The 22090-nt window shown below is 69.5% G+C and carries 14 protein-coding genes; 12 read left to right on the top strand and 2 right to left on the bottom strand.

The annotated features are described in order from the left end of the window. Positions 1-30: 30 nt before the first annotated feature. A complete protein-coding gene (locus BM536_RS34675) occupies positions 31-1314 on the top strand; it encodes a nucleotide sugar dehydrogenase (protein WP_073491616.1) in 1284 nt (427 codons plus the stop codon). Between the two features lie 87 nt (positions 1315-1401). Here the strand turns inward: BM536_RS34675 and BM536_RS34670 are convergent, their stop codons facing one another. Both BM536_RS34670 and BM536_RS34665 read right to left on the bottom strand, forming a co-directional pair. Beyond that, positions 1402-2568, bottom strand: a complete 1167-nt coding sequence (locus tag BM536_RS34670) for an acyltransferase family protein (protein WP_073491615.1) — start codon at positions 2566-2568, stop codon at positions 1402-1404. A 124-nt stretch (positions 2569-2692) separates the two neighbouring features. Further along, a complete protein-coding gene (locus BM536_RS34665) occupies positions 2693-3295 on the bottom strand; it encodes an acyltransferase (RefSeq protein WP_073491614.1) in 603 nt (200 codons plus the stop codon). Between the two features lie 273 nt (positions 3296-3568). Between BM536_RS34665 and BM536_RS34660 the strand changes: the two genes are divergently transcribed. The 11 genes from BM536_RS34660 (at position 3569) to BM536_RS34615 (ending at position 21881) form a co-directional block, all read left to right on the top strand. Further along, complete coding sequence (locus BM536_RS34660; protein WP_245873938.1) at positions 3569-5071, top strand: FG-GAP repeat domain-containing protein; 1503 nt, start codon at positions 3569-3571, stop codon at positions 5069-5071. Between the two features lie 178 nt (positions 5072-5249). Next, positions 5250-6065 (top strand): hypothetical protein, encoded by an 816-nt coding sequence (locus tag BM536_RS34655; RefSeq protein ID WP_143651047.1) that lies wholly within the window; start codon positions 5250-5252, stop codon positions 6063-6065. Continuing rightward, entirely contained in the window at positions 5993-6985 is a 993-nt protein-coding gene (locus BM536_RS43480; protein ID WP_245873937.1) for a hypothetical protein, read from the top strand. Before BM536_RS34655 ends, BM536_RS43480 begins: the two co-directional genes overlap by 73 nt. A gap of 395 nt (positions 6986-7380) precedes the next feature. Next, a complete protein-coding gene (locus BM536_RS34650; RefSeq protein ID WP_245873951.1) occupies positions 7381-8886 on the top strand; it encodes a LamG domain-containing protein in 1506 nt (501 codons plus the stop codon). A 132-nt stretch (positions 8887-9018) separates the two neighbouring features. Further along, complete coding sequence (locus tag BM536_RS34645; RefSeq protein WP_245873936.1) at positions 9019-15906, top strand: polymorphic toxin-type HINT domain-containing protein; 6888 nt, start codon at positions 9019-9021, stop codon at positions 15904-15906. A 33-nt stretch (positions 15907-15939) separates the two neighbouring features. Beyond that, positions 15940-16374, top strand: a complete 435-nt coding sequence (locus BM536_RS34640; RefSeq protein WP_073491612.1) for a hypothetical protein — start codon at positions 15940-15942, stop codon at positions 16372-16374. Between the two features lie 207 nt (positions 16375-16581). Beyond that, positions 16582-16902, top strand: coding sequence for a 50S ribosomal protein L21 (rplU, locus tag BM536_RS34635; RefSeq protein ID WP_007381993.1), 321 nt, complete (start codon positions 16582-16584; stop codon positions 16900-16902). A 14-nt stretch (positions 16903-16916) separates the two neighbouring features. Beyond that, on the top strand, positions 16917-17171 hold the full coding sequence (rpmA, locus tag BM536_RS34630; protein ID WP_040253648.1) for a 50S ribosomal protein L27: 255 nt from the start codon (positions 16917-16919) through the stop codon (positions 17169-17171). Positions 17172-17297: 126 nt separating this feature from the next. After that, a complete protein-coding gene (gene obgE / locus BM536_RS34625) occupies positions 17298-18734 on the top strand; it encodes a GTPase ObgE (RefSeq protein ID WP_073491611.1) in 1437 nt (478 codons plus the stop codon). Between the two features lie 187 nt (positions 18735-18921). Further along, a complete protein-coding gene (locus BM536_RS34620) occupies positions 18922-20529 on the top strand; it encodes an alkaline phosphatase D family protein (protein ID WP_073491610.1) in 1608 nt (535 codons plus the stop codon). A 179-nt stretch (positions 20530-20708) separates the two neighbouring features. Then, a complete protein-coding gene (locus BM536_RS34615) occupies positions 20709-21881 on the top strand; it encodes a hypothetical protein (RefSeq protein ID WP_073491609.1) in 1173 nt (390 codons plus the stop codon). Positions 21882-22090: the final 209 nt, after the last annotated feature.

The following is a 22090-nucleotide window of genomic DNA, read 5'->3' as shown; positions in this document are numbered from 1 at the left end:
AACGGTTCCAGAAGGAAGTAGCCACCGTCCATGAACATCTGTGTAGTAGCGCTCGGCAAGATCGGTCTTCCGCTGGCCGTGCAGTTCGCGTCCAAGGGCCACCGGGTCATCGGTGCGGACGTCAACGAGAAGGTCGTCGAGCTGGTCAACGCCGGTGTCGAGCCCTTCCCGGGTGAGCACGACCTCGACGTCAAGCTCAAGCAGGCCGTCGACGCCGGGCTGCTGAGCGCGACGACGGACACCGCGTCGGCGGTCGCCGAGTGCGAGGCCGTCGTCGTGGTCGTGCCGCTGTTCGTCGACGCCGAGGGCATCCCGGACTTCGGCTGGATGGACTCCGCGACGAAGGCGATCGCCCAGGGTCTGAAGCCGGGCACGCTCGTCTCGTACGAGACGACGCTGCCGGTCGGCACCACGCGCACCCGCTGGGCGCCGATGCTGGCCGAGGGCTCGGGTCTGACCGTCGGTGAGGACTTCCACCTGGTGTTCTCCCCGGAGCGCGTCCTGACCGGCCGGGTCTTCGCCGACCTGCGCCGCTACCCGAAGCTGGTCGGCGGCGTCGACGAGGCGTCGACGGCCCGCGGTGTGGAGTTCTACGAGCAGGTCCTCGACTTCGACGAGCGCGCCGACCTGCCGCAGGCCAACGGTGTGTGGGACCTGGGCACGGCCGAGGCCTCCGAGCTGGCCAAGCTCGCCGAGACCACCTACCGGGACGTCAACATCGGCCTGGCGAACCAGTTCGCGCGCTTCGCCGACAGCAACGGCATCGACGTCAAGAAGGTCATCGAGGCCTGCAACTCGCAGCCGTACAGCCACATCCACCAGCCCGGCATCGCCGTCGGTGGGCACTGCATCCCGATCTACCCGCGGATGTACCTGTGGAACGACCCGGCCGCGACCGTCGTGCGCTCCGCGCGTGAGGCGAACGCCGCGATGCCGGAGTACGCCGTCGACCTGCTGGCCGCCGCCTACGGCGACCTGACCGGCGTGAACGTGCTCGTGCTGGGCGCCGCCTACCGCGGTGGCGTCAAGGAGACCGCGTTCTCGGGCGTCTTCCCGACCGTCGAGGCGCTCAGGGCGCGCGGCGCGGTCCCGTTCGTCTCGGACCCGATGTACACGGACGAGGAGCTGGCGGCGCACGGTCTGACCCCGCACGCCGGCGAGAAGGTCACGGCCGCGATCCTCCAGGCCGACCACGCCGAGTACCGCTCCCTGACCCCGGCCGACCTGCCGGACGTCACGGTCCTGGTCGACGGTCGCCGTACGACCGACCCGGAGGCCTGGAAGGGCGTCCGGCGGGTTGTCATCGGCGGCTGACACACGCTTCCGGGAAACGGGGAAGGGCTTGACGCCACCAGTCGGTGGCGTCAAGCCCTTCCCCGTTTCCGGACAAGCTGCGGGCCGTCAGCCGCGGGCCGCCGCCGTGTGCCTGCCGGACTCCTTGGCCAGGCGGTTGCGCAGCCACCGCTGGGAAGGCTTCTCCACGCACTTGTGGACGAGCCACGCCAGCACGATCAGTACGGCCGTGGTGGCGGCCAGCGTGGCCCACGCACCCAGAACGCCGCCGCCGTACAGCTTGCGGATCATGGCCCAGCCCAGTTCCTCGTGGATCAGGTAGAGCGGGTACACCAGCGCGCCGGCCGTGGTGAGCCACTTCCATTCGAGGCGGTCGAACTTGTGCAGGGCGACGGCGAGGACCACCAGGTAGAAGACGGTGACCAGGGCGAGGGCGACGTACGGCTGACGGTCCATGCCCTGCTCGTCGCGTACGTGGTCCGCGTGCTGGATGAGGTCGCTCTGCATCACCAGCCAGCCCGCGGCGAGCAGGCCCCACAGCTTGAGGTCGGGGCCGAACCGGTAGATCAGGTACATCGCGATGCCGGAGACGAACAGCGCGGTGTTCAGCGGCTGGGCGAAGATGCCGACGAGCGGGATCTCGTCCTTCTGCGCGAGGACGCTCGCGAGCAGCCACAGCCAGCAGAAGACGGAGACGCGGACGTAGTCCAGTCCCTTCCAGAGGACCACCAGGAAGATCAGGTAGAAGGTGAGTTCCACCCACAGCGTCCAGTAGGCGCCGACCAGGTGCCGGGCGGACAGCGGTGCCTGGACCATGGTGAGGTTCGTCAGTGACTCGCTGAAGCTCGGCGCCGTGCGCTCGCCGTCGGGCAGCCCGCGCCAGACGAGGACGGCGATGACGACCGAGAACCAGTAGGCGGGGAACAGCCGCAGGAAGCGGGCCTGGACGAACTGGCCCGGGGTACGGCCCCAGGCCGACAGACAGATGACGAAGCCGCTGATGATGAAGAACAGCTGGACGCCGTAGGAGCCGTACGAGGTGTACGGGAAGATCGACGGGAACAGCGCCTTCGGGTTGATGCCCCAGTTGGCCTTCGTCGCCGCGTCCACGCCGGTGAAGTGGAAGAGCAGCACAGAGAGCGCCGCTACGACGCGCAGCGCGTCCAGCGCGTAGAGCCGCGGGGCCCGTGCGGGCGCGGGCGGCGCCGGCTCGGGCGCTTCGTCGGTGCCCGCCGCGTCCTGCGGTGCGGGGACCTTGACGTCGGTCTGAGACATGTGTCGTCCTCGTTGTGTGTCCTGGGCGCCCCACCGCGTGGTCCGGGCACCGTCACGGGCTGGAGGACCGAAAGGCCCGGGGGATCGGTCCCGGGCCGGTTCCACCCTCCTGGTGCTGCTCGGCTCACTCCGACTCGGTGAGCGTCCCCTCGGCCGTTTCCCGGTAGAGGCGGCCGGACTTCGGGCACTCCCACACCCCCGCCCGGTCCTCACGCGCGACCAGCCGGACGCCCTCGTGGCCGACCCAGCCGATCTGCCGGGCGGGGACTCCGACGACGAGCGCGAAGTCGGGGACGTCCTTGGTGACGACGGCGCCGGCCGCGACCATGGCCCAGCGGCCGATCTCGATGGGGGCGATGCACACCGAACGGGCGCCGATGGAGGCGCCGTCGGCGATCTTCACGCCGACGGCCTCCCAGTCGCCACCCCGCTTCTGCTTGCCCTCGGGGTCCACCGAACGGGGGTTGTGGTCGTTGGTGAGGACCACGGCGGGGCCGATGAAGACGCCGTCGCCCAACTCGGCAGGCTCGTACACCAGCGCGTAGTTCTGGAGCTTGCAGTTGTCGCCCATGCGCACGCCCGTGCCGACGTAGGCGCCACGGCCGACCACGCAGCCCTCGCCGAGGCGGGCGCCCTCGCGGACCTGTGCGAGGTCCCAGACGCTGCTGCCGGCGCCGATCTCGGCGGTGTCGTCGACCTGAGCGCTGGGCTGGACCCTGTAGTTCACTTCGATGCCTTCCGGTGTCTGACTTCCGGGCGAGCATACGGGGATCGGTGTGTCCCTCGCAGACGCGGGCGACCGAGGTCGGGCGAAGGACGATGCCCATGTGGTCGATGTGTGATTCCTGTGATTCTTGTCATGTTCTGGTGATCAGGTGATCTCTTGCATGGCCACGTCACGCACAGCGATGATCCGGTGACGTTTTTTCAGAAACTCTTCATCTGCGGGGGCAGAGCTGTGTTTACCGTGGGCAGAACATGGCGGCACAGTGCTGCCGCAGTGGTGACAGGGACGCTGCTGGCCTGGGGGCTCGGGGCCGGTGGCACGCCGGCCGTCGCGGCGGTCGCCTGTCCGTCCGGGGTCGACTCGGACTTCAACGGGGACGGCGTCCGCGACACGGTGATCGCCGACCCGGAGGCGACCGTCGGCGGGGTCACCAAGGCCGGTGAGATCCATGTCGTCTACGGCGGCGGCAAGGGGACCCTGACCTTCTCGCAGGCGCCTGACAACGTTCCCGGCGCACCCGAGGCCAACGACCAGTACGGCTACGCGCTGGCCGTCTACGACGCCGACCTCGACGGATGCAGCGACCTCGCGGTCGGCACGCCGTACGAGGACATGGGCACCGTGCCCGACGCCGGGGTCGTGCAGCTCCTCCACGGCTCGACGAGCGGGCTGAACGCCGGCAGCAAGCCGGTGAAGGAGTTCTACCAGGGCACCGACAAGCCCCTGGGCGGCGGCACCGAGACCGACGACTGGGTCGGCTACTCGCTCGCCGCGGGCAAGACCTCCGCCGGCGCGCCGTACCTGCTGATCGGCAACCCCGGCGAGTCCGTCGGCACCGTCGAGGACGCGGGCGGCTTCTACTACGTCGGCGGCACCGCGCAGACCGTCGCCTTCGTCCACCAGGACACCGAGACCGCGGGCGCCGTCTCCGGCACGGCCGAGCGGGACGACCGCTTCGGCAGCACCCTCGCCGCGACCCCCACCCACTTCGCGGTCGGCACCCCCGGCGAGGCCCTCGGCACCGTTCCCTTCGCCGGCGGCGTCGGCTTCTTCAGCCACGCGCTCACCTCCAACTCCCCGAAGCCGCTCGGCGGCCTCGGCCAGGACCAGGACGTGATCGGCGGCGCCCCCGAGGTGGACGACCAGTTCGGTGCCGCGCTCGCCATGGTGCCGTACCGGGCGTCCGGCGCCACCTCCACCACCGAGTCGCTGCTCGCGGTCGGCGTGCCCGGCGAGGACCTGTCGACCACCGTCGACGCGGGCGCCGTCCAGGTGTTCAGGCTCGCCGCCAACGGCACCTTCACCGAGACCGCCTGGATCGACCAGAACTCCGCCGACGTGGACCAGGAGTCCGAGGCCGGCGACTTCTTCGGCAAGCGGCTCGCCGCCGTCAACACCTCCCCGAACGCCACCTCCACGGCCACCACCACCCGCCTCGCCATCGGCGTGCCGGGCGAGGAGTCGTCCGAGGAGCACGCGGAGAAGGGCGGCGTCCACATCGTCCCGCTGGTCGGCGCGCCCGGCGCCTCCGACCAGTGGATCGACCCCGGCTACGGCGTGCCGGGCGTCCCCGCCCCGCGCCAGCTCGCGGGCCTCTCCCTGGCAGCCACCCCCTCGCTGCTGTACGTCGGCATGCCCTACGGCCCCGCGGAGGCCCGCGGAGTCCACGGCTTCCCGTGGAACGTGGCCTCCGGTGGCGCGCCGACGGTGACGATCAAGCCCGGCGAGGGCGGCCTCCCGGCGACCGGTGTGGCCTTCGGCGTGACCGTCCGCTGACGGCGCCCGCGCGGTGGCCGCCGGCCCCGGAAACGGCCGGCCGCCGCGCCACCACCTCACCCTCAAGAGCCGCGCAGGCACGGCTATCGAAGGCAGGGCATCCCCTTCGGGGTGACGGCCCGGTGCCTCCGGCTCCTCGACTTCCCAGACAGACATGAACCGACGGGAGAGTGGACGCGTGTCCGCAGACAGACCCAGACCGATACGGCGCGGCCCCGTGCTGCGCGCCGCCGTCGCGGCAGCCGTCACCGGCGCCGTGGTGGCCGGTGCCGCGGCGCTCCCGAACGGCGGCGGACCGGACCAGGGCCCCGCCCCGGTCGCGGCCGACCAGCCGCTGGTCACCGAGCAGCAGGCCATGGCCTCCGCGAAGGACAGCGGCAAGCGGGCCGAGGTGATCGGACTGCGCACCGAGCGCAGGGAGATCTTCGCCGAGCCCGACGGCACCTTCACCGCCCGCGAGTACACCGAGCCCGTCCGCACCGTCCAGGGCGGCAAGTGGGTCTCCGTCGACCCGGCGCTCGTCAAGCGCGCCGACGGCACCTGGGGGCCGAAGGCCGCCACCGTCGACCTGGCCTTCTCCGCCGGACAGGCCGGCAAGCCCTTCGTCACGATGCGGCGCGCGGGCCGCGAGATCGCCCTGACCTGGCCGTACGGCAAGCTGCCCGCGCCCAGCGTCGACGGCGACACCGCCACCTACGCCGAGGTCCTGCCCGGCGTCGACCTGACGGTGCGGGCGGAGGCGGACGGCTTCGGCCATCTGATCGTCGTCAAGACGCCCGAGGCCGCGGCCGATTCCCGGCTGGCCCGGCTCGACCTCGGCATGACCACCGACGGACTGAAGGTCGCCGAGGACGCCACCGGAGCGATCCTCGCGCAGGACGCCGTCGTCGGCGGCACCGTCTTCCAGGCCGGCAAGCCACCATGTGGGACTCGGCCGCGGTCGAGGAGACCGCCGCGCGCAAGCAGGGCCCGAAGGCGGTCGCGAAGGCGTTGAAGTCGGCGACGGCGGGCGCGGCCGACACGGGCACAGCCACTCCCGGACCGGAGGCGGCTCCCGAGCCCGCCCTCGAAGGTCCCGGCGGCGGTGGCCGGGTGGCCCCGCTGGGCGTCGAGGTCGGCAAGGACAAGCTGAGCCTCGTCCCCGACCAGAAGCTCCTCAAGGGCGAGGACACCGTCTTCCCCGTCGTCATCGACCCGATCCAGCGCACCACCTCGCGCACCGCCTGGACCGGCGTCATGTCCGGCATCCCGGGCGAGCAGGACTGGAAGTACTCGGGCAGCGCGGGTGTCGGCAAGTGCCCGACCGACTACAACCCGGTCTCCTGCAACGGCGTCGGCTCCCGGCGCGTGATGTTCACGATGCCGCTCTCCTTCTACAAGGGGAAGCAGATCCTCGGCGCGACCTTCTCCGCCCGCGTCGAGCACATCTACAGCGCCTCCCCGACCGCCGAGCCCATCCAGCTCTACCGGATCGGCGGCGCGAACTACGGACTCACCTCGTCCAGCAACTGGTCCAACACCTCGGACGACTGGGACGACTACCTCCAGACCGTCGACAAGGCGATCTCCCCGACCTCCTGCTCCAGCCAGGCCAACCTGCACTTCGAGAGCAGTGCGACCGGCGAGCTGACCAGCGAGATCAAGACGGCCGCCGCGGGCGGCTGGAACGCGATGACGCTGGGCCTGCGCGCGGCGACGAGTCCCGCTTCGCGGAGTGGAAGCGGATCTGCGGCAACGCGTACCTGTCGATCAAGTACAACAACCTGCCCCGGCAGATCAAGATCTCGGACATGTCCACGGACCCGGGCGGGGTGTGCAAGTGGGGCACGGGCCGTGCCACCACCGACGTGCCGCCGAAGCTCCAGGCCATCGCGAGCGACCCGGACCACGGCAACGGCCAGACCGACAAGGTGAAGGTCCAGTTCAAGGTGGAGTGGAACGGAACCACTCCCGGCTCGTACACGTACACCACGCCGGACTGGCTCTCCCCGACGGCCGGCACCAAGTTCGTGCACACCGTGAAGTCGTCGATCCCGCAGAACACCCCCATCTACTGGAGCGCGCGGGCCTACGACGGTGACGGCTACGGCCCGTGGAGCTCGGAGGGCGACACCCCGCAGCGCTGCGAGTTCACCTACGACAAGACCTGGCCGGGCAAGCCTCTCGTGCTGTCCAAGCAGTACCCGTCCAACACCGTCTACCACGACGGCGTGGGCACCTACGGCACCTTCACCTTCTCGCCGAACCCGAACGACGCCATCGCGGACAACGACGTCGTCAAGTACCAGTACTCCTTCAATGGCGCGGCGATGACCACCCTCACCCCGGCCTCACCGGGCGGTTCGGTCTCCGTCCAGTGGCTGCCGACCCGTTCCGGGCGCCAGGTGCTGGAGGTGGTCGCCATCGACAAGGCGGCCCACGCCAGCAGCACGCCGTACGACTTCCTGGTGAGCGAGGGCAGGCCGGTCGTGGCCCAGTGGAACCTGGCCGACCAGGCCGGTGACACCGAGGCGCACGACGAGAGCGGCGAGTTCTCGGCGACCGCCGGTACCGCCGTCACCTTCGGCGCGGACGGCCCCGGCGGCAAGGTCGACAAGGCGGCCCGTTTCGACGGCAGCGCCGAGTCCTACCTCGACGCCAGTGAGACCGTGCTGGACACCGCCAAGAGCTTCAGCGTCAGTGCCTGGGTGCGGCCCACCGCCCTGGACAAGGACATGACGGTCGTCAGCCAGGACGGCACCGGCGAGCCCGGCTTCACCCTGGGTTACGACGCCACCGCGAAGACCTGGAAGTTCTCCGTCCCGGTCAACGACGTGGACTCCCTCGGCGAGTGGAAGGCCGTCTCCACCGGCATCTCCGTGGTCAAGGACCAGTGGGTCCTGCTGACCGGCGTGTACGACGCGCAGAAGACCGGCGGTCCTCAGCTCCAGCTCTACATCAACAAGGACCTGAAGGGTTCGGCCACCCGGCGCTCCGTCTGGAAGTCGTACGGCCCGCTGCAGATCGGCCGCTCGACGGCCAAGAGCGGCTACCGCGACAACTTCGTCGGTGACCTCGCCGAGATCCGTGTCTTCGACCGTCTCCTGCCGGCGGCCCAGGTCGCCGAGCTGATGACCATCAAGCCGGAGCGCAAGGGCTACTGGCAGCTGGACCAGGCCACCAACGGCTCGGTGGCCGAGACCGGCGGCGGCCAGGCGCTGACCCTCGCGGGCAACGCCTCCATCTATCGCCCGGCCGACCCGCTGTTCGACACGGCCGCCCTGGTCGGCGACGGCAACCTCGTCCTGGACGGCGACGGTGACTACGCGTCCACTGCCACCGCCCCGGTCACCGGCAACAGCAGCTTCACCGTGACCGCCCGCGCCCAGCTCACCTCGCTGGACCCGGAGAAGTCGCAGACGGTCCTGTCCCTGCCGGGCACCAACGCCAACCGTGTCCAGGTCCGCTACCAGGCGGCCACCGGCCAGTGGGAGCTGGCCGTGGCGAAGACCGACGTGGCCGCCCCCTCGGTCGTCACCTTCACCGACGACCAGGAACTGCCCGACACCGGTGGTTCCGGTCAGCACCTGGCGGTCGTGTACGACGCCTTCGCCAACTCGATCCGCCTGTACGTCGAGGGCCAGCTCGTCGGCGGCGCCTACGGCACGGACAGCACCCTGTGGTCCGCCACCGGTGGTCTCCAGGTGGGCCGTTCGCTGCGCGGGGCGAGCGAGTACTTCGCCGGAGCCATCGACGAGGTCCGCGTGTACAGCGGCGCGGCCGACCCGGTCGCGGTGCAGCAGATGGCCGCGCTGACGGCCGTGACCGACATGTGACGGACGGTCACCAGTGAGGAGTGCCGGGCCCCCCAAGGCCCGGCACACCTGTCCTGTGCCCTTTTTCTTCGCCGTTCCCTACGATCAGGAAGTTGGCAGATGTTTTTCCGTGGCCGCTCACTGAGCCGCCGCATGCCCAGACAGACGCTGGTCGCGACAGTGATGGGGCTCTCCCTCGCGCTGTCCGCCTCATCGGTCCAGGCTGTGGTGCTCGACGACGGGGACCGGGGCCGCACCAGCCGCCCCGGCGTCCAGGACGACGGGGATCCCGCCAAGGGATCCGACGCCAAAACGAAGAAGCGCCCCTCCGACCCGGCGCGCAAGGCCGCCGTCAAGGGCCTAGACAAGGCGGTGTGGCCGAAGCAGGGCGGCGCCGAGATAGCCGTCGGCGCGACCGCCGCGACCGAGGCCGGCGGGCTGCCGGTCAAGGTCGCCAAGGCGAAGGCCAAGGCGGCGACGGCGGCGGGCAAGGTCCGCGTCGACGTCCTCGACCCCAAGCGGGCCGCGCAGCTCGGTGCCGGTGTGCTGCTGGGCGTGGAGCGTGCCGACGGCGCGGACAAGGCGGCCAAGGTCCGCCTGACCGTGGACTACTCGGAGTTCGCCGAGGGCTTCGGCGGCTCCTACGCCTCGCGTCTCCAGCTCGTCCAGCTTCCTTCCTGTGCCACGGTGGCCGTGCCGGGCAGCAAGGCGTGCCCGGAGCAGCCCAAGGTGCTGCCGACGGTCAACGATCCGAAGACGGGCACCGTCTCCGCCGACGTGACCGCCGCTCCGGCCCCGGCCGAGGGCGTGTCCACGATGGCGGGGACCGCGACCTCCCTCGTGGCCGTCGCGGCGGGCCCGTCCAGCGCCCAGGGCACCTACAAGGCCACGGCCCTCGCGCCGTCGTCGAGCTGGAGCGTCGCCACCTCCTCCGGCTCGTTCAACTGGAACTATCCCTTCCGTTCGGTGCCCACGCCGGGCGGCCTCACGCCGACCGTCGGCCTCGGCTACTCGTCCCAGTCGGCGGACGGCCGTACCTCGGCGACGAACAACCAGGGTTCCTGGATCGGCGAGGGCTTCTCCTACGACCCCGGCTACATCGAGCGCCGCTACAAGCCGTGCTCCGAGGACGGCCACGCCAACTCCGGTGAGCAGTGCTGGGCGTTCGAGAACGCCACGGTCATGCTCAACGGCTCCGCCGGCGAGCTGGTCAAGGACGACACCACCGGCAAGTGGCACATGTCGTCCGACGACGGCAGCAAGGTCGAGAAGCTGACCGGTGCCACCAACGGCGACAACGACGGTGAGTACTGGCGCATCACCACCTCGGACGGCACCGAGTACTACTTCGGTCAGAACCGCCTTCCGGGCTGGGCCACGGGCAACGAGGAGACCAACTCCACCTGGACCGCGCCGGTCTTCGGCGACGACTCCGGCGAGCCCTGCTACAACGCCACGTTCACCAGCGCCCACTGCCAGCAGGCCTGGCGCTGGAGCCTGGACTACGTCAAGGACAGCCACGGCAACGTGATGTCCTACTTCTACGACCGCGAGACCAACCACTACGCGCTCAACGCGAAGACGGACGTCAACGGCACCGCGTACCACCGCGGCGGCTACCTCAAGCGCATCGACTACGGCCAGCGCGACGGCCAGGTCTACGCGGCCAAGGCGCCGGCCCGGATCGTGTTCAACACGGCCGAACGCTGCCTGCCCACCGCCGACTTCGACTGCGCCGAGAGCAAGCGCACCAAGGCGAACGCCGCTCACTGGCCCGACGTCCCGGTCGACCAGGAGTGCAAGGCGAGCACGAAGTGCACCTCGCCGGTGCAGACGTTCTTCACCACGAAGCGGCTGACCTCGGTCGTCACGCAGATGCGCAAGGATGCCACGACCTACCAGGACGTGGACGCCTGGAGCCTGACGCACCTGTTCACCGACAACGGTGACGACTCCAAGACGCTGTGGCTGTCGAAGATCGAGCACGAGGGCCGCGCCGGTACGGCGATCAAGCTGCCCTCCGTGGACCTGTTCGGCGAGCAGCTCGCCAACCGTGTCGACGCGATCGGCGACAACATCGCGCCGTTCCACCGCTTCCGCCTCTCGATGGTCCTCAGCGAGACCGGTGCCCAGCTCGACGTCAACTACGCGCCGACCGACTGCACCAAGGCCACACTGCCGACGCCGGGCGAGTCGACCAAGCGCTGCTACCCGGTGAAGTGGGCTCCGCCGGGCTATGTCGACCCGATCACGGACTGGTTCCACAAGTACGTCGTGTCGGCGGTCATCGAGACCGACCGCACCGGCGGCAGCGACGGCATGGTCACCCGCTACGACTACCAGGGCGACGCGGCCTGGCGTAAGGCGAAGCCGGACGGCATCACCGACGCCAAGTACCTGACCTGGGGCGGCTGGCAGGGCTACGGCAAGGTCAAGGTCACCAGCGGCACGGCCGACGTGCAGAAGACCCGCGTCGACTACACCTTCATGCAGGGCATGAACGGCGACAAGGACGCGGCGGGCAACGCGCGTTCGGTGACGGTGAAGGACTCCACGGGTACGTCGTACACCGACGACGAGGAGTTCACGGGCCACCAACTGGAGGTCGCCACCTACGACGGCGCCAAGCTGATCTCCAAGTCCATCCAGACCCCGTGGAAGCACTACAGCGCGACGCAGACCCAGAGCTGGGGCACCACCCGCGCGGTGATCGTGCGCTCCCAGACCGGCCGCGGCTTCAACCTCCAGTCCGACGGCACCTGGCTGGAGACGAAGTCCACCACGACGTACGACACCTCGAACGGCACCGGCCGGGTGCTGACGGTCGACGACCAGGGTGACGTCTCCGTCACCAGGGACGACACCTGCACCCGCACCACGTACGCGGACAACACGGCGAAGAACCTGCTCGCGCTGCCCGCGCGAAGCGAGTCGGTGTCCGTGAAGTGCGCGACGACGCCCGACCGCAAGACGCAGGTCCTGGCCGACGAGCGCACCTCGTACGACAATCTCGCCTTCGGCGCGGCACCCACCAAGGGTGACGCCACCAAGACCGAACGGATGACGTCGCACAACGGCACCACGGCGACGTACCAGGTCACCGGCACCACGACCTACGACGCCTTCGGCCGCCCGCTGTCCCAGAAGGACGCCAAGCAGCAGGGGACGACGCAGGAGACGAAGACCGCCTACACCGAGACCAACGGCCTGCTGACGAAGACGGTCGTCACGAACGCGGCCGGTCACGTCACCACCACCGACTACGCCCCCGCCTGGGGCATGTCGAAGGGGCAGACGGACCCGAACGGCAAGCGGACGGACCTGGCCTACGACGCCATGGGTCGGCTGACGTCGGTGTGGCTGCCGGACCGGGTGTCGACCCAGACGCCGAGCATCAAGTACTCCTACAACGTCCGCAAGGACAAGGTCACCTCGATCAAGACCGAGAAGATCGAGAACGACGGCAGCTACGGCACCGAATACCAGCTCTACGACGCCTTCCTCAGGCCCCGCCAGATCCAGACCGAAGGCCCGGACGGCACCCGCATGGTCGCCGACACCTGGTACGACGGCACGGGCAACGTCAAGAAGACCAACACCACCTACAACGCGGCCGGCGCCGCCGCCGACGAGCTGCTGCTCGTCGCCAACGGCCAGGTCGGCCAGCAGAGCCTGATGGAGTACGACGGCCTGGGCCGGGCCACCGCGCAGATCCTCGCTGTCGGCGGTGGCGAGCAGTGGCGGACCACAACCAGGTACGAGGGGGAGCTGACCCACGTCGACCCGCCGACCGGCGGTGTACCCACCACGACGGTCACCGACGGACAGGGCAACGTCTCCGAGATCCGCCACTACCGCGGCGCCGCGCCGGCCGCGGGTGTGCCGTACGACTCGACGAAGTACACATATACCGTTGCAGGTCAGCTGGAGACCGTCACGGACGCCAAGGGCAACGTGTGGCGGTACGAGTACGACCAGCTGGGACGGCAGACCAAGTCGATCGATCCCGACGCGGGCACCTCGCGCGTGGACTACGACGAGCTGGACCGCCCGGTCGCCACGTACGACGCCCGGAACAAGAAGACCTCCACCGTCTACGACAACCTGGGCCGCGTCCAGACCACGTGGCAGGGCGACGCCAACACCGGCACCAAGCTCACCGAGACGAGGTACGACAAGGCGGGTTGGCTGGGCCAAGCCTACGGTTTCCTCAACTACACCTCCCCGACCGAGTATTTCGCCACGGCCATCCAGTCGATGGACGAGTTCTACCGCCCGTTGAAGACCGCCTACCAGGTCCCCGCATCACAGGGCTCCCTGGCCGGCACCTACGTCTACACGGCCACCTACAACAGAGACGGAACGCTCCAAACCACGGGCATGCCGGCCGTCGGCGACCTGCCGGCCGAGGTGCTGACCTACACGTACGACGGCCTTCAGCGTCCGATGACGATGACGGGCACCACCCCGTATGTCACCAACACCGTCTATTCCGGTAAGAGCCTGGTACAGCAGCTGGAGCTGAGTACCGGCAGCGGCAGGAAGGTCTGGCAGACCTTCGACTACGAGAAGGGCACCGACCGGCTGACCCGCTCGGTGGTCGACGTCTACGGAGCGACTGCTCCGGCCAAGGACTCCCGGTACTCCTATGACCAGGCCGGCAACGTCCTGTCCATCGCGGACACCGCGAACTCCGCCTCGCCGGACGTTCAGTGCTTCGCCTACGACGACCGTCAGCGGCTGAAGGACGCCTGGACGCCGACGGCCACCGCGACGAGCGCGGCAGGTATGGGCACGCGAGGCTCCGCCATCCCGGTCGAGGGGTCCGGCCCGACGGCCTGTGACTCCGCCGCCGGCACGAGCGCCCTCGGCGGCCCAGCCCCGTACTGGAAGTCCTACGAGACCGACGCCATCGGCAACCGCGTCTCGGAGACCGTCCACGACACCGGGCTCGACGCCGCGAAGAACATCACCCGCAGCTACGAGTACGGCACCGCGGGCACGCTGGGCGACGGGCCGCACCAGGTCACCAAGATCGTCGAGAAGACCCCGACCGGTGACCGGCAGTCGACGTACGAGTACGACGACGCGGGCAACACCACCAAGCGCACGATCGGCGGCGACGCCCAGTCCCTGCTCTGGACCGACCAGGGCAAGCTGAGCGAGGCCACCGAGGCGAACGGCTCGAAGACCAGCTACCTATACGACGGCTCCGGCAACCGCTTGGTACGCAAGGCCCCGTCGGGAACGACGGTCTACCTGCCGGGCACCGAGCTGAACCTGTCGGCCGACGGCACCAAGCAGGAGGCCACTCGCTACTACGAGTACGCCGGCCAGGCGGTCGCCGTGCGCACGGTGGGCAAGCTGTCCTTCGTCGCCTCCGATCACCACGGCACGGGCGAGGTGGCGATCGACGCCGCGACCGGCGTGATCAGCCAGCGCCGCTTCGACCCCTTCGGCGTCGACCGTGGCGAGAAGACCGGGGTATGGCCCGGAGAGAGGGGTTACGTCGGAGGCACGATCGATGCCTCCACCGGCCTGACGCACCTTGGCGCACGGGAGTACGACTCGACGATCGGCAAGTTCATCTCGGTCGACCCGATCATCGATTACACCCAGCCGCAGCAGATCAACGGCTACGCGTACGCCAACAACTCACCGGTCACGCACGCCGACCCCAGCGGCATGATCATCCCGGAGTGCCGGGAGGGTCTGATCGAGTGCCGCGGTGGCCAGCCGTACTTCCCGAAGACGGACGTGGACAAGGCGGAGTCCGAAAAGGACAAGGCGTCCTGGAACGTCACGCAGGCGCAAGGGCAGCAATCCGCGGCCAAGCAGCGCATCAAGTCCGCGGGCAAGGCTCTGGTCAAGATCGTTCGGGACATCCTCGGTGTCGACGCAGCCCTGGACTGCATCTCTACCGGTGACGTCGGTGCCTGCGGCGAGACGCTCCTCAACATCGCGGGCAGCTTCGCGGGCGGTCTGGCGGGCAAGATCCTCGCCAAGTACGGCGCACCATGGAACTGGGCCAAGGGAGTCAAGCTCGCCAAGAAGGTCACGGGGCTGGTCGGCGACCTGATCGGCGGAGCCAAGGACCTGTGGAAGGCCAACAAGGCGGTCGGCAAGGCCCAGGCCGGGCTGGCCAAGGCCGGGGACAAGTTGAAGGCCGCCAAGAAGAAGGCGGCCGAGGCACTCAAGAAGCGGAAGACCAAGTGCCATAGCTTCCTGCCCGGCACGAAGGTCCTGCTTGCGGACGGAAGCACCAAGCCCATCGAAAAGGTCGCGCTCGGCGACAAGGTCGTCACGACCGACACGCAGAGCGGCAAGGCCACGGTCCGCGAGGTCGCCGGCACGATCGTCACCGAGGACGACAAACACTTCTCCGACCTCACGGTGAAGAGCGCGTCGGGCAAGCAGCAGGCACTGGTCGCTACGACCACGCACCCCTTCTGGGTGGAGTCCGAGCAGGCGTGGATCATGGCCGGCGATCTCAAGCCCGGCATGACGCTGTACACGCCGTCTGGTGACACGGTCGAAGTCGCCGCCAATCGTCACTTCGACAAGCGGCAACGCACGCACGACCTGACGATCACCGGAATCCACGCCTACTACGTGCTGGCGGGTAGCACGCCGCTGCTGGTGCACAACTGCGACGACGCCGATCTGCCCGGCGGCGACGTGCCGGGCGAGGCGACGGTGTACCTCGACCCCGTCGAGAAGCACGCGACGATCAAGATCGACGTGCCAGGTGAGCAGCCTCTGCACACCGAGCAGGTCATCACCGGTGACACGACGACGGGTGCTGTCAGGACAGAGGGGCACAGCCCAACCACCATCGCGGTCCGTATTCCACTGCCGCGGGCCAACTTGGCCAGGGCCTACCAGGAGGTCACGATGGGGGCCAACCTCAAGACCTACAACCTGACGACGAACAGCTGCGTGACGTACTGCGCGAAGGTTCTGCGTGCCGGAGGGGTGACCGATATATCCATCGACAGCACCAAGGACGCGACAGGATGGCTCATCAGAAAACACGGATGATCAGGTCACGAGGATAGGAAAGAGGCGAAAGGCATGAGCTTCCCCGAAGGCTGGGAGTGGCTGGGCGAGGGACCCGCATGGGACCCTCCGGCGGAACTGCGACAGCCCACCCAGGTATGGGTGCACAACCTGGTCGTCTCGATGCTGTCCAGCGAATTCCTGGGTAACGCCTCCGTGAGCCTCGTCGGAGAGGTTCTGACGCAGTACTCGGAGTTCAACGCCTGGGTGGCGACCGAAGGTAAACGCACGCTCGACGCCCGGGAACTACTGGCACGAGCAGGGGCGCTCGACACCCTGACCGCTCGGGCCTACGAGGCGTGGACGGCGTTCCGGACCCGGTACGAGGCGGAGGGCCGTAAAGTCGGGGCAGCCGAGGAGGAGCGACTCGCTCTGAACGCGACTCTGCGTTCGATCGCCGCCGAGCTGGAGGCTCTTCGGAGGCCGGACGAGCGAGGTATGGCCGGCTGACCGGTCTGTTCAGGAACGGGGCCCGGTTTGACCCCTCAAGCCGGGCCCCGTAACCTTGACCGTCGGCGTGTCGAGTGGCGCGCCACATCCCCGTAAACCTCTTCCTTCCGGACGCCGGTCTCCGGTGGCCGGGAGAGGTCGCCCGTGTTTCCTGCCCGGGTGGCTGGCCTGCGGGGGTGCCGTTCTCCGAGCGAAAGAGAGACCCGCGTGTACGCCATCGTGCGCAGCGGTGGTCGCCAGCACAAGGTTGCTGTCGGCGACATCGTTGAGGTTGACAAGATTTCCACCGCCAAGGTTGGCGACACGGTCGAGCTCTCGACCCTGCTCGTGGTCGACGGCGACGCTGTGACCAGCGACCCGTGGGTGCTGGCCGGCATCAAGGTCCAGGCCGAGGTCGTGGACCACCACAAGGGCGTCAAGATCGACATCCTTCGCTACAAGAACAAGACCGGTTACCGCCGTCGTCAGGGCCACCGCCAGCAGTACACGGCGATCAAGGTCACTGAGATCCCCGCGGCTGCGAAGTAAGGGACTGAGGAGACATGGCACACAAGAAGGGCGCATCGTCCACCCGGAACGGTCGCGACTCCAATGCCCAGCGGCTCGGCGTGAAGCGCTTCGGCGGTCAGGTCGTCAACGCGGGTGAGATCCTGGTCCGCCAGCGCGGCACCCACTTCCACCCCGGCTCCGGCGTCGGCCGCGGCGGCGACGACACGCTGTTCGCGCTCCAGCCCGGTGCGGTGGAGTTCGGTACGTTCCGCGGCCGCAAGGTCGTGAACATCGTTCCGGTCGCCTGATCTCAGGCTTTCCGGGAACGCTTCGCGAGGCGGACCTCACTTCCCTTTCGGGAAGGCGGGTCCGCCTTTCGCGTGTTAGCACAGGTAACACCCGTACATCACGTACATCACTGGAGGCACCCCACCATGACCACCTTCGTGGACCGCGTCGAGCTGCACGTCGCCGCGGGTAACGGAGGTCACGGCTGTGCCTCCGTTCACCGTGAGAAGTTCAAGCCGCTCGGCGGCCCGGACGGCGGCAACGGCGGCCGCGGCGGGGATGTCATCCTCACCGTGGACCAGTCAGTGACCACGCTGCTCGACTACCACCACTCCCCGCACCGCAAGGCCACCAGCGGCAAGCCCGGCGAGGGCGGCAACCGCTCCGGCAAGGACGGCCAGGACCTGGTCCTGCCCGTGCCGGACGGCACCGTCGTCCTCGACAGGGCGGGCAACGTCCTCGCCGACCTGGTCGGCCACGGCACCTCCTTCGTCGCCGCCCAGGGCGGCCGCGGCGGTCTCGGGAACGCGGCGCTGGCCTCGGCCCGCCGCAAGGCGCCCGGTTTCGCCCTGCTCGGCGTGCCCGGTGACGCGCACGAGATCGTGCTGGAGCTGAAGACCGTCGCCGACGTGGCGCTGGTCGGCTACCCGAGCGCCGGTAAGTCCTCGCTGATCTCGGTGCTCTCCGCAGCCAAGCCGAAGATCGCCGACTACCCGTTCACCACCCTGGTCCCGAACCTCGGTGTCGTCACCGCCGGCTCGACCGTCTACACCATCGCCGACGTGCCGGGTCTCATCCCGGGCGCCAGCCAGGGCAAGGGCCTCGGCCTGGAGTTCCTGCGTCACGTCGAGCGGTGCAGCGTCCTGGTGCACGTCCTGGACACGGCGACCCTGGAGTCCGAGCGCGACCCCGTCTCCGACCTCGACATGATCGAGGAGGAGCTGCGGCAGTACGGCGGCCTCGGCAACCGTCCGCGCGTCGTCGTCCTGAACAAGATCGACGTACCCGACGGCAAGGACCTCGCCGAGATGGTGCGGCCGGATCTGGAGGCGCGCGGCTACCGCGTCTTTGAGGTGTCCGCCGTGGCGCACATGGGGCTCAAGGAGCTGTCGTTCGCGCTCGCCGACATCATCGCCAAGGCGCGCGCCGCCAAGCCCAAGGAAGAGGCCACGCGGATCGTGATCCGGCCCAAGGCCGTGGACGACTCGGGCTTCACCGTCACGCGGGAGGAGGACGGTCTCTTCCGGGTCCGCGGCGAGAAGCCCGAACGCTGGGTCCGCCAGACCGACTTCAACAACGACGAGGCCGTCGGCTACCTCGCCGACCGTCTCAACCGGCTCGGTGTCGAGCAGGAGTTGATGAAGGCGGGCGCCCGTAACGGTGACGGCGTCGCCATCGGTCCCGAGGACAACGCGGTCGTCTTCGACTGGGAGCCGACCGTGACGGCCGGCGCCGAGATGCTCGGCCGCCGAGGCGAGGACCACCGCTTCGAGGCCCCGCGGCCCGCCACCACGCGCCGCCGCGACCGCCAGGCCGAACGCGACGAGGCGACCCAGGAGTTCGAGGGCTTCGAGCCCTTCTGAACCACCCGCTCCCCAGGGAGCTGACAGAGACCCGTCACGGCATCCGCCGCGGCGGGTCTCTCTCTGGTCCTCTGCTTGTCATGGACGCGAGATTCTCCGTTCAGTCCCCTGACCAGGTGTGCCTGCCACCTTCCTTGTGTCGAAGTTTCCGGCGACGCAAGGGAGTTCACCGATGCCTGCTGGACCGATGCCTGCTGGACGGAAGCCTGCTGGACGGAAGTCTGCTGGACCGACGCCTGGCGGACCGAACGGATCCGCCTCCCCCGGCCGCCGCCGCTTCCTCACCGCGGGGGCCGCCGCCGTCGGTGCCGCCGCCTCCGCCCAGCTGTGGCTGCCAGGATCCGCACGGGCCACCGAAGCCCCGCTCCCGGACGGGGTGTTCAGCCTCGGCGTCGCCTCCGGGGACCCCCTGCCCGACGGCGTCGTGATCTGGACCCGCCTGGCGCCCGAGCCGCTGGCCGGCGGCGGGATGCCCGACCGGGTGGTGCAGGTCGAATGGGAGATCGCGCTGGACGAACGGTTCCGCACCTCCGTACGCCGCGGCACCGCCCAGGCCCGGCCCGAGTACGGGCACAGCGTTCACGTGGATGTACGGGGCCTGCGTCCGGGCCGCGTCTACTGGTACCGCTTCCGGGCCGGCGGCCGGCTCTCCCGCGTCGGCCGTACCCGCACCGCCCCCCAGCCGCTCAGTTCCAACGCCCCGCTGCGCCTCGCGCTCGCCTCCTGCCAGAACTGGCAGCAGGGCTACTTCACCCCGTACGCCGACATGTACGCGCAGGATCCCGACGTGGTCCTCTTCGTCGGGGACTACGTCTACGAGTCGGCACCCTCGGCGACGGCGCTGCGTCGGCACGAGGGGAGCGGGGAGCCGTACAGCCTGGCGCAGTACCGCAACCGGTACGCGCAGTACCGCAGCGACCCCGATCTCCAGCGGATGCACGCCCATGTGCCCTGGGTGGTCACCTTCGACGACCACGAGGTCGACAACGACTTCGCGGGCGAGACCCCGCAGGACCCCGACAAGCAGACGCACGCCGCCTTCGTGGCCCGGCTGACGGCCGCCTACCAGGCGTACTACGAGCACATGCCCGTCCGGGCCACCGCGATCCCGAACGGGCCGCACATCCGCATGTACCGCCGCTTCCAGTTCGGCCGGCTGGCGCGGCTCAACGTGCTGGACACCCGGCAGTACCGCAGCGACCAGGCCACCAGCCAGGCCGGCGCCCAGGACCCGTCGCTCACCATGCTCGGGGCGGAGCAGAAACGGTGGCTGCTCGACTCGCTGCACGGCTCGAACGCCCGCTGGAACCTCGTCGCCTCACAGATCATGATGGCCGAGACCGACCTGCTGCCCGGCGCCGGCAAGAAGTGGTACTACGACGCCTGGGACGGCTACCAGGCCGAACGCAACGCCCTGCTGGCCGGGTTCCGGCGGGTCCGCAACCCGGTCGTGCTCACAGGCGACCGTCACCTCACCATGATCAGCGACCTGCGCGAGGACTTCGCCGACCCGTCCTCCGCGGCCGTGGGCGCCGAGTTCGTCGGTACGTCCGTCTCCAGCGGCGGCGACCAGGACCAGGCGGCCTTCCACGCCCAGTGGGACCCGCTGAAGGCCGACAACCCGCACTGGAAGCTGATCGACGCCCACCGCGGTTACCACCTCTTCGACATCCGCCCCGACGCCGTCGAGGCACGGGTGCGCGTCGTGGACACCGTGCGCAAGCCGAAGGCGACGGCCCGCACCCTGGCCACCCTGCGGGTGACCGACGGCAGGCCGGGCGTACGGCGCGTGTGACGCGTGGGCGGGGAGCGGGGGAGCCCGGAATCCTGCGCTCCAGCACTCCGGGGCTCCAGCACTCCGGGGCTTCGGCGCTCCAGCACTGGGGCTCCGGCGCTCCAGCACTCCGGGCACTCATCCCGGTCCCAGGCTCCTCTCAGCCTCGCCTCAGGAAGCTCTCCTACCGTCCTCTGACCATGGAGACGCACTGTACGAGTGACGAGAAGCCCGCTGCCACGGCCCCGCTGCCGCCCGGCACCCGCCTGCTGCACATCGGGCCGCACAAGACCGGCACCACCTCGATCCAGGGCGCCCTGTTCGCGGCCAGGGACGCGCTGCCGGCGTACGGCGTGGAGTTCCCGGCGACGAGCAGGCACCCCATGCAGGCGGTGCTGGCCGCCTGCGCCCGGCCCGGCATGATCGGCGACAGCGTGCCCACCGAGCGGCACTGGAACCAACTGGTCGAGCAGGTCCACGCCACCGGTGCGCGCACGTCCGTGATCAGCAGCGAGTTCTTCGCCGACGCCCCCGACGACGCGACGGCCCGGCGGATCGTCGAGCGGCTCGGCGCGGACCGGGTGCACGTCCTGGTCACCCTGCGCCCGCTGGCCCGGATCATGCCCTCGCAGTGGCAGCAGTACGTGCAGAACGGCCTGCGCATGGGCTACGAGGACTGGCTGGAGCACATGCTCCGCAAGGCCCCGTACGAGAAGCCCACCCCCAGTTTCTGGCGGCGGCACCGGCACGACCGGCTGGTCGAGCGGTGGGCGGGGGCGGTCGGGGCCGACCAGGTCACCGTCGTCGTGGTGGACGACCGCGACCGGGACGGCCTGATGCGCACCTTCGAGGGGCTGCTCGGACTGCCGCAAGGGCTGCTGCGGGCCGTGCCCGATACGGCGAATCGTTCCCTCACTCTCGCCGAAACCGAGATGCTGCGGAGTCTCAATAGGGAATTCCGTGGCCATGACCTCCCCGACGAGCTGTATTCCAAGCTGGTTCGCAACGGCGCGGTCCTGCGGATGAAGAACACGTGCAACCCCACGGCACGGGACGTGAGGATCTCCACACCGGCCTGGGCGGCGCAGTCCGCCGCCCGGATCGGCGCCTCGGCCGCCGCCCGGATCGAGGCCGTGGGCGTACGGATGCTGGGCGATCCGGGCCTGCTCTCCGCGGTGCACGAGCCTGCCCAGGCGCCTTCGGGGCAGCCCGCGATGGCACCGGAGGTGGCGGCTCAGGCGCTGTACGGGGCGCTCGCGGCGGTGGCCGCGGCGGTCGGCCGGCGTTCCGCGCGGCCGGTGCACCAGACCTCCTCGAAGGAACTCGTGAAAGTCCTCGGCCATCGCTGCCTCACGCGGCTGCGGCGCCGGTGAGCCGCAATCCCGTCACTCTCGGCAATCCGTTACCGTCTGTGCGGTTACTCACAGGATTTAGCCGGAGGACCGAGGAAGGTACACCCGCGTCAGACCAATCACCCACACCGTAAGGTTCACTTCGCATCGCAAGGTGAATGGCAGGTGGCGCTCACATATGCACGGAACGGCGCTCACCTTGCATCGCGGTTACCGAAAGTGGGAGCATT

The organism is Streptomyces phaeoluteigriseus, assembly GCF_001896135.2.
Lineage (GTDB): Bacteria > Actinomycetota > Actinomycetes > Streptomycetales > Streptomycetaceae > Streptomyces > Streptomyces phaeoluteigriseus.
The sequence above is the reverse complement of the archived record's forward strand: the minus strand, read 5'-3'. Positions and strand labels throughout refer to the sequence as shown.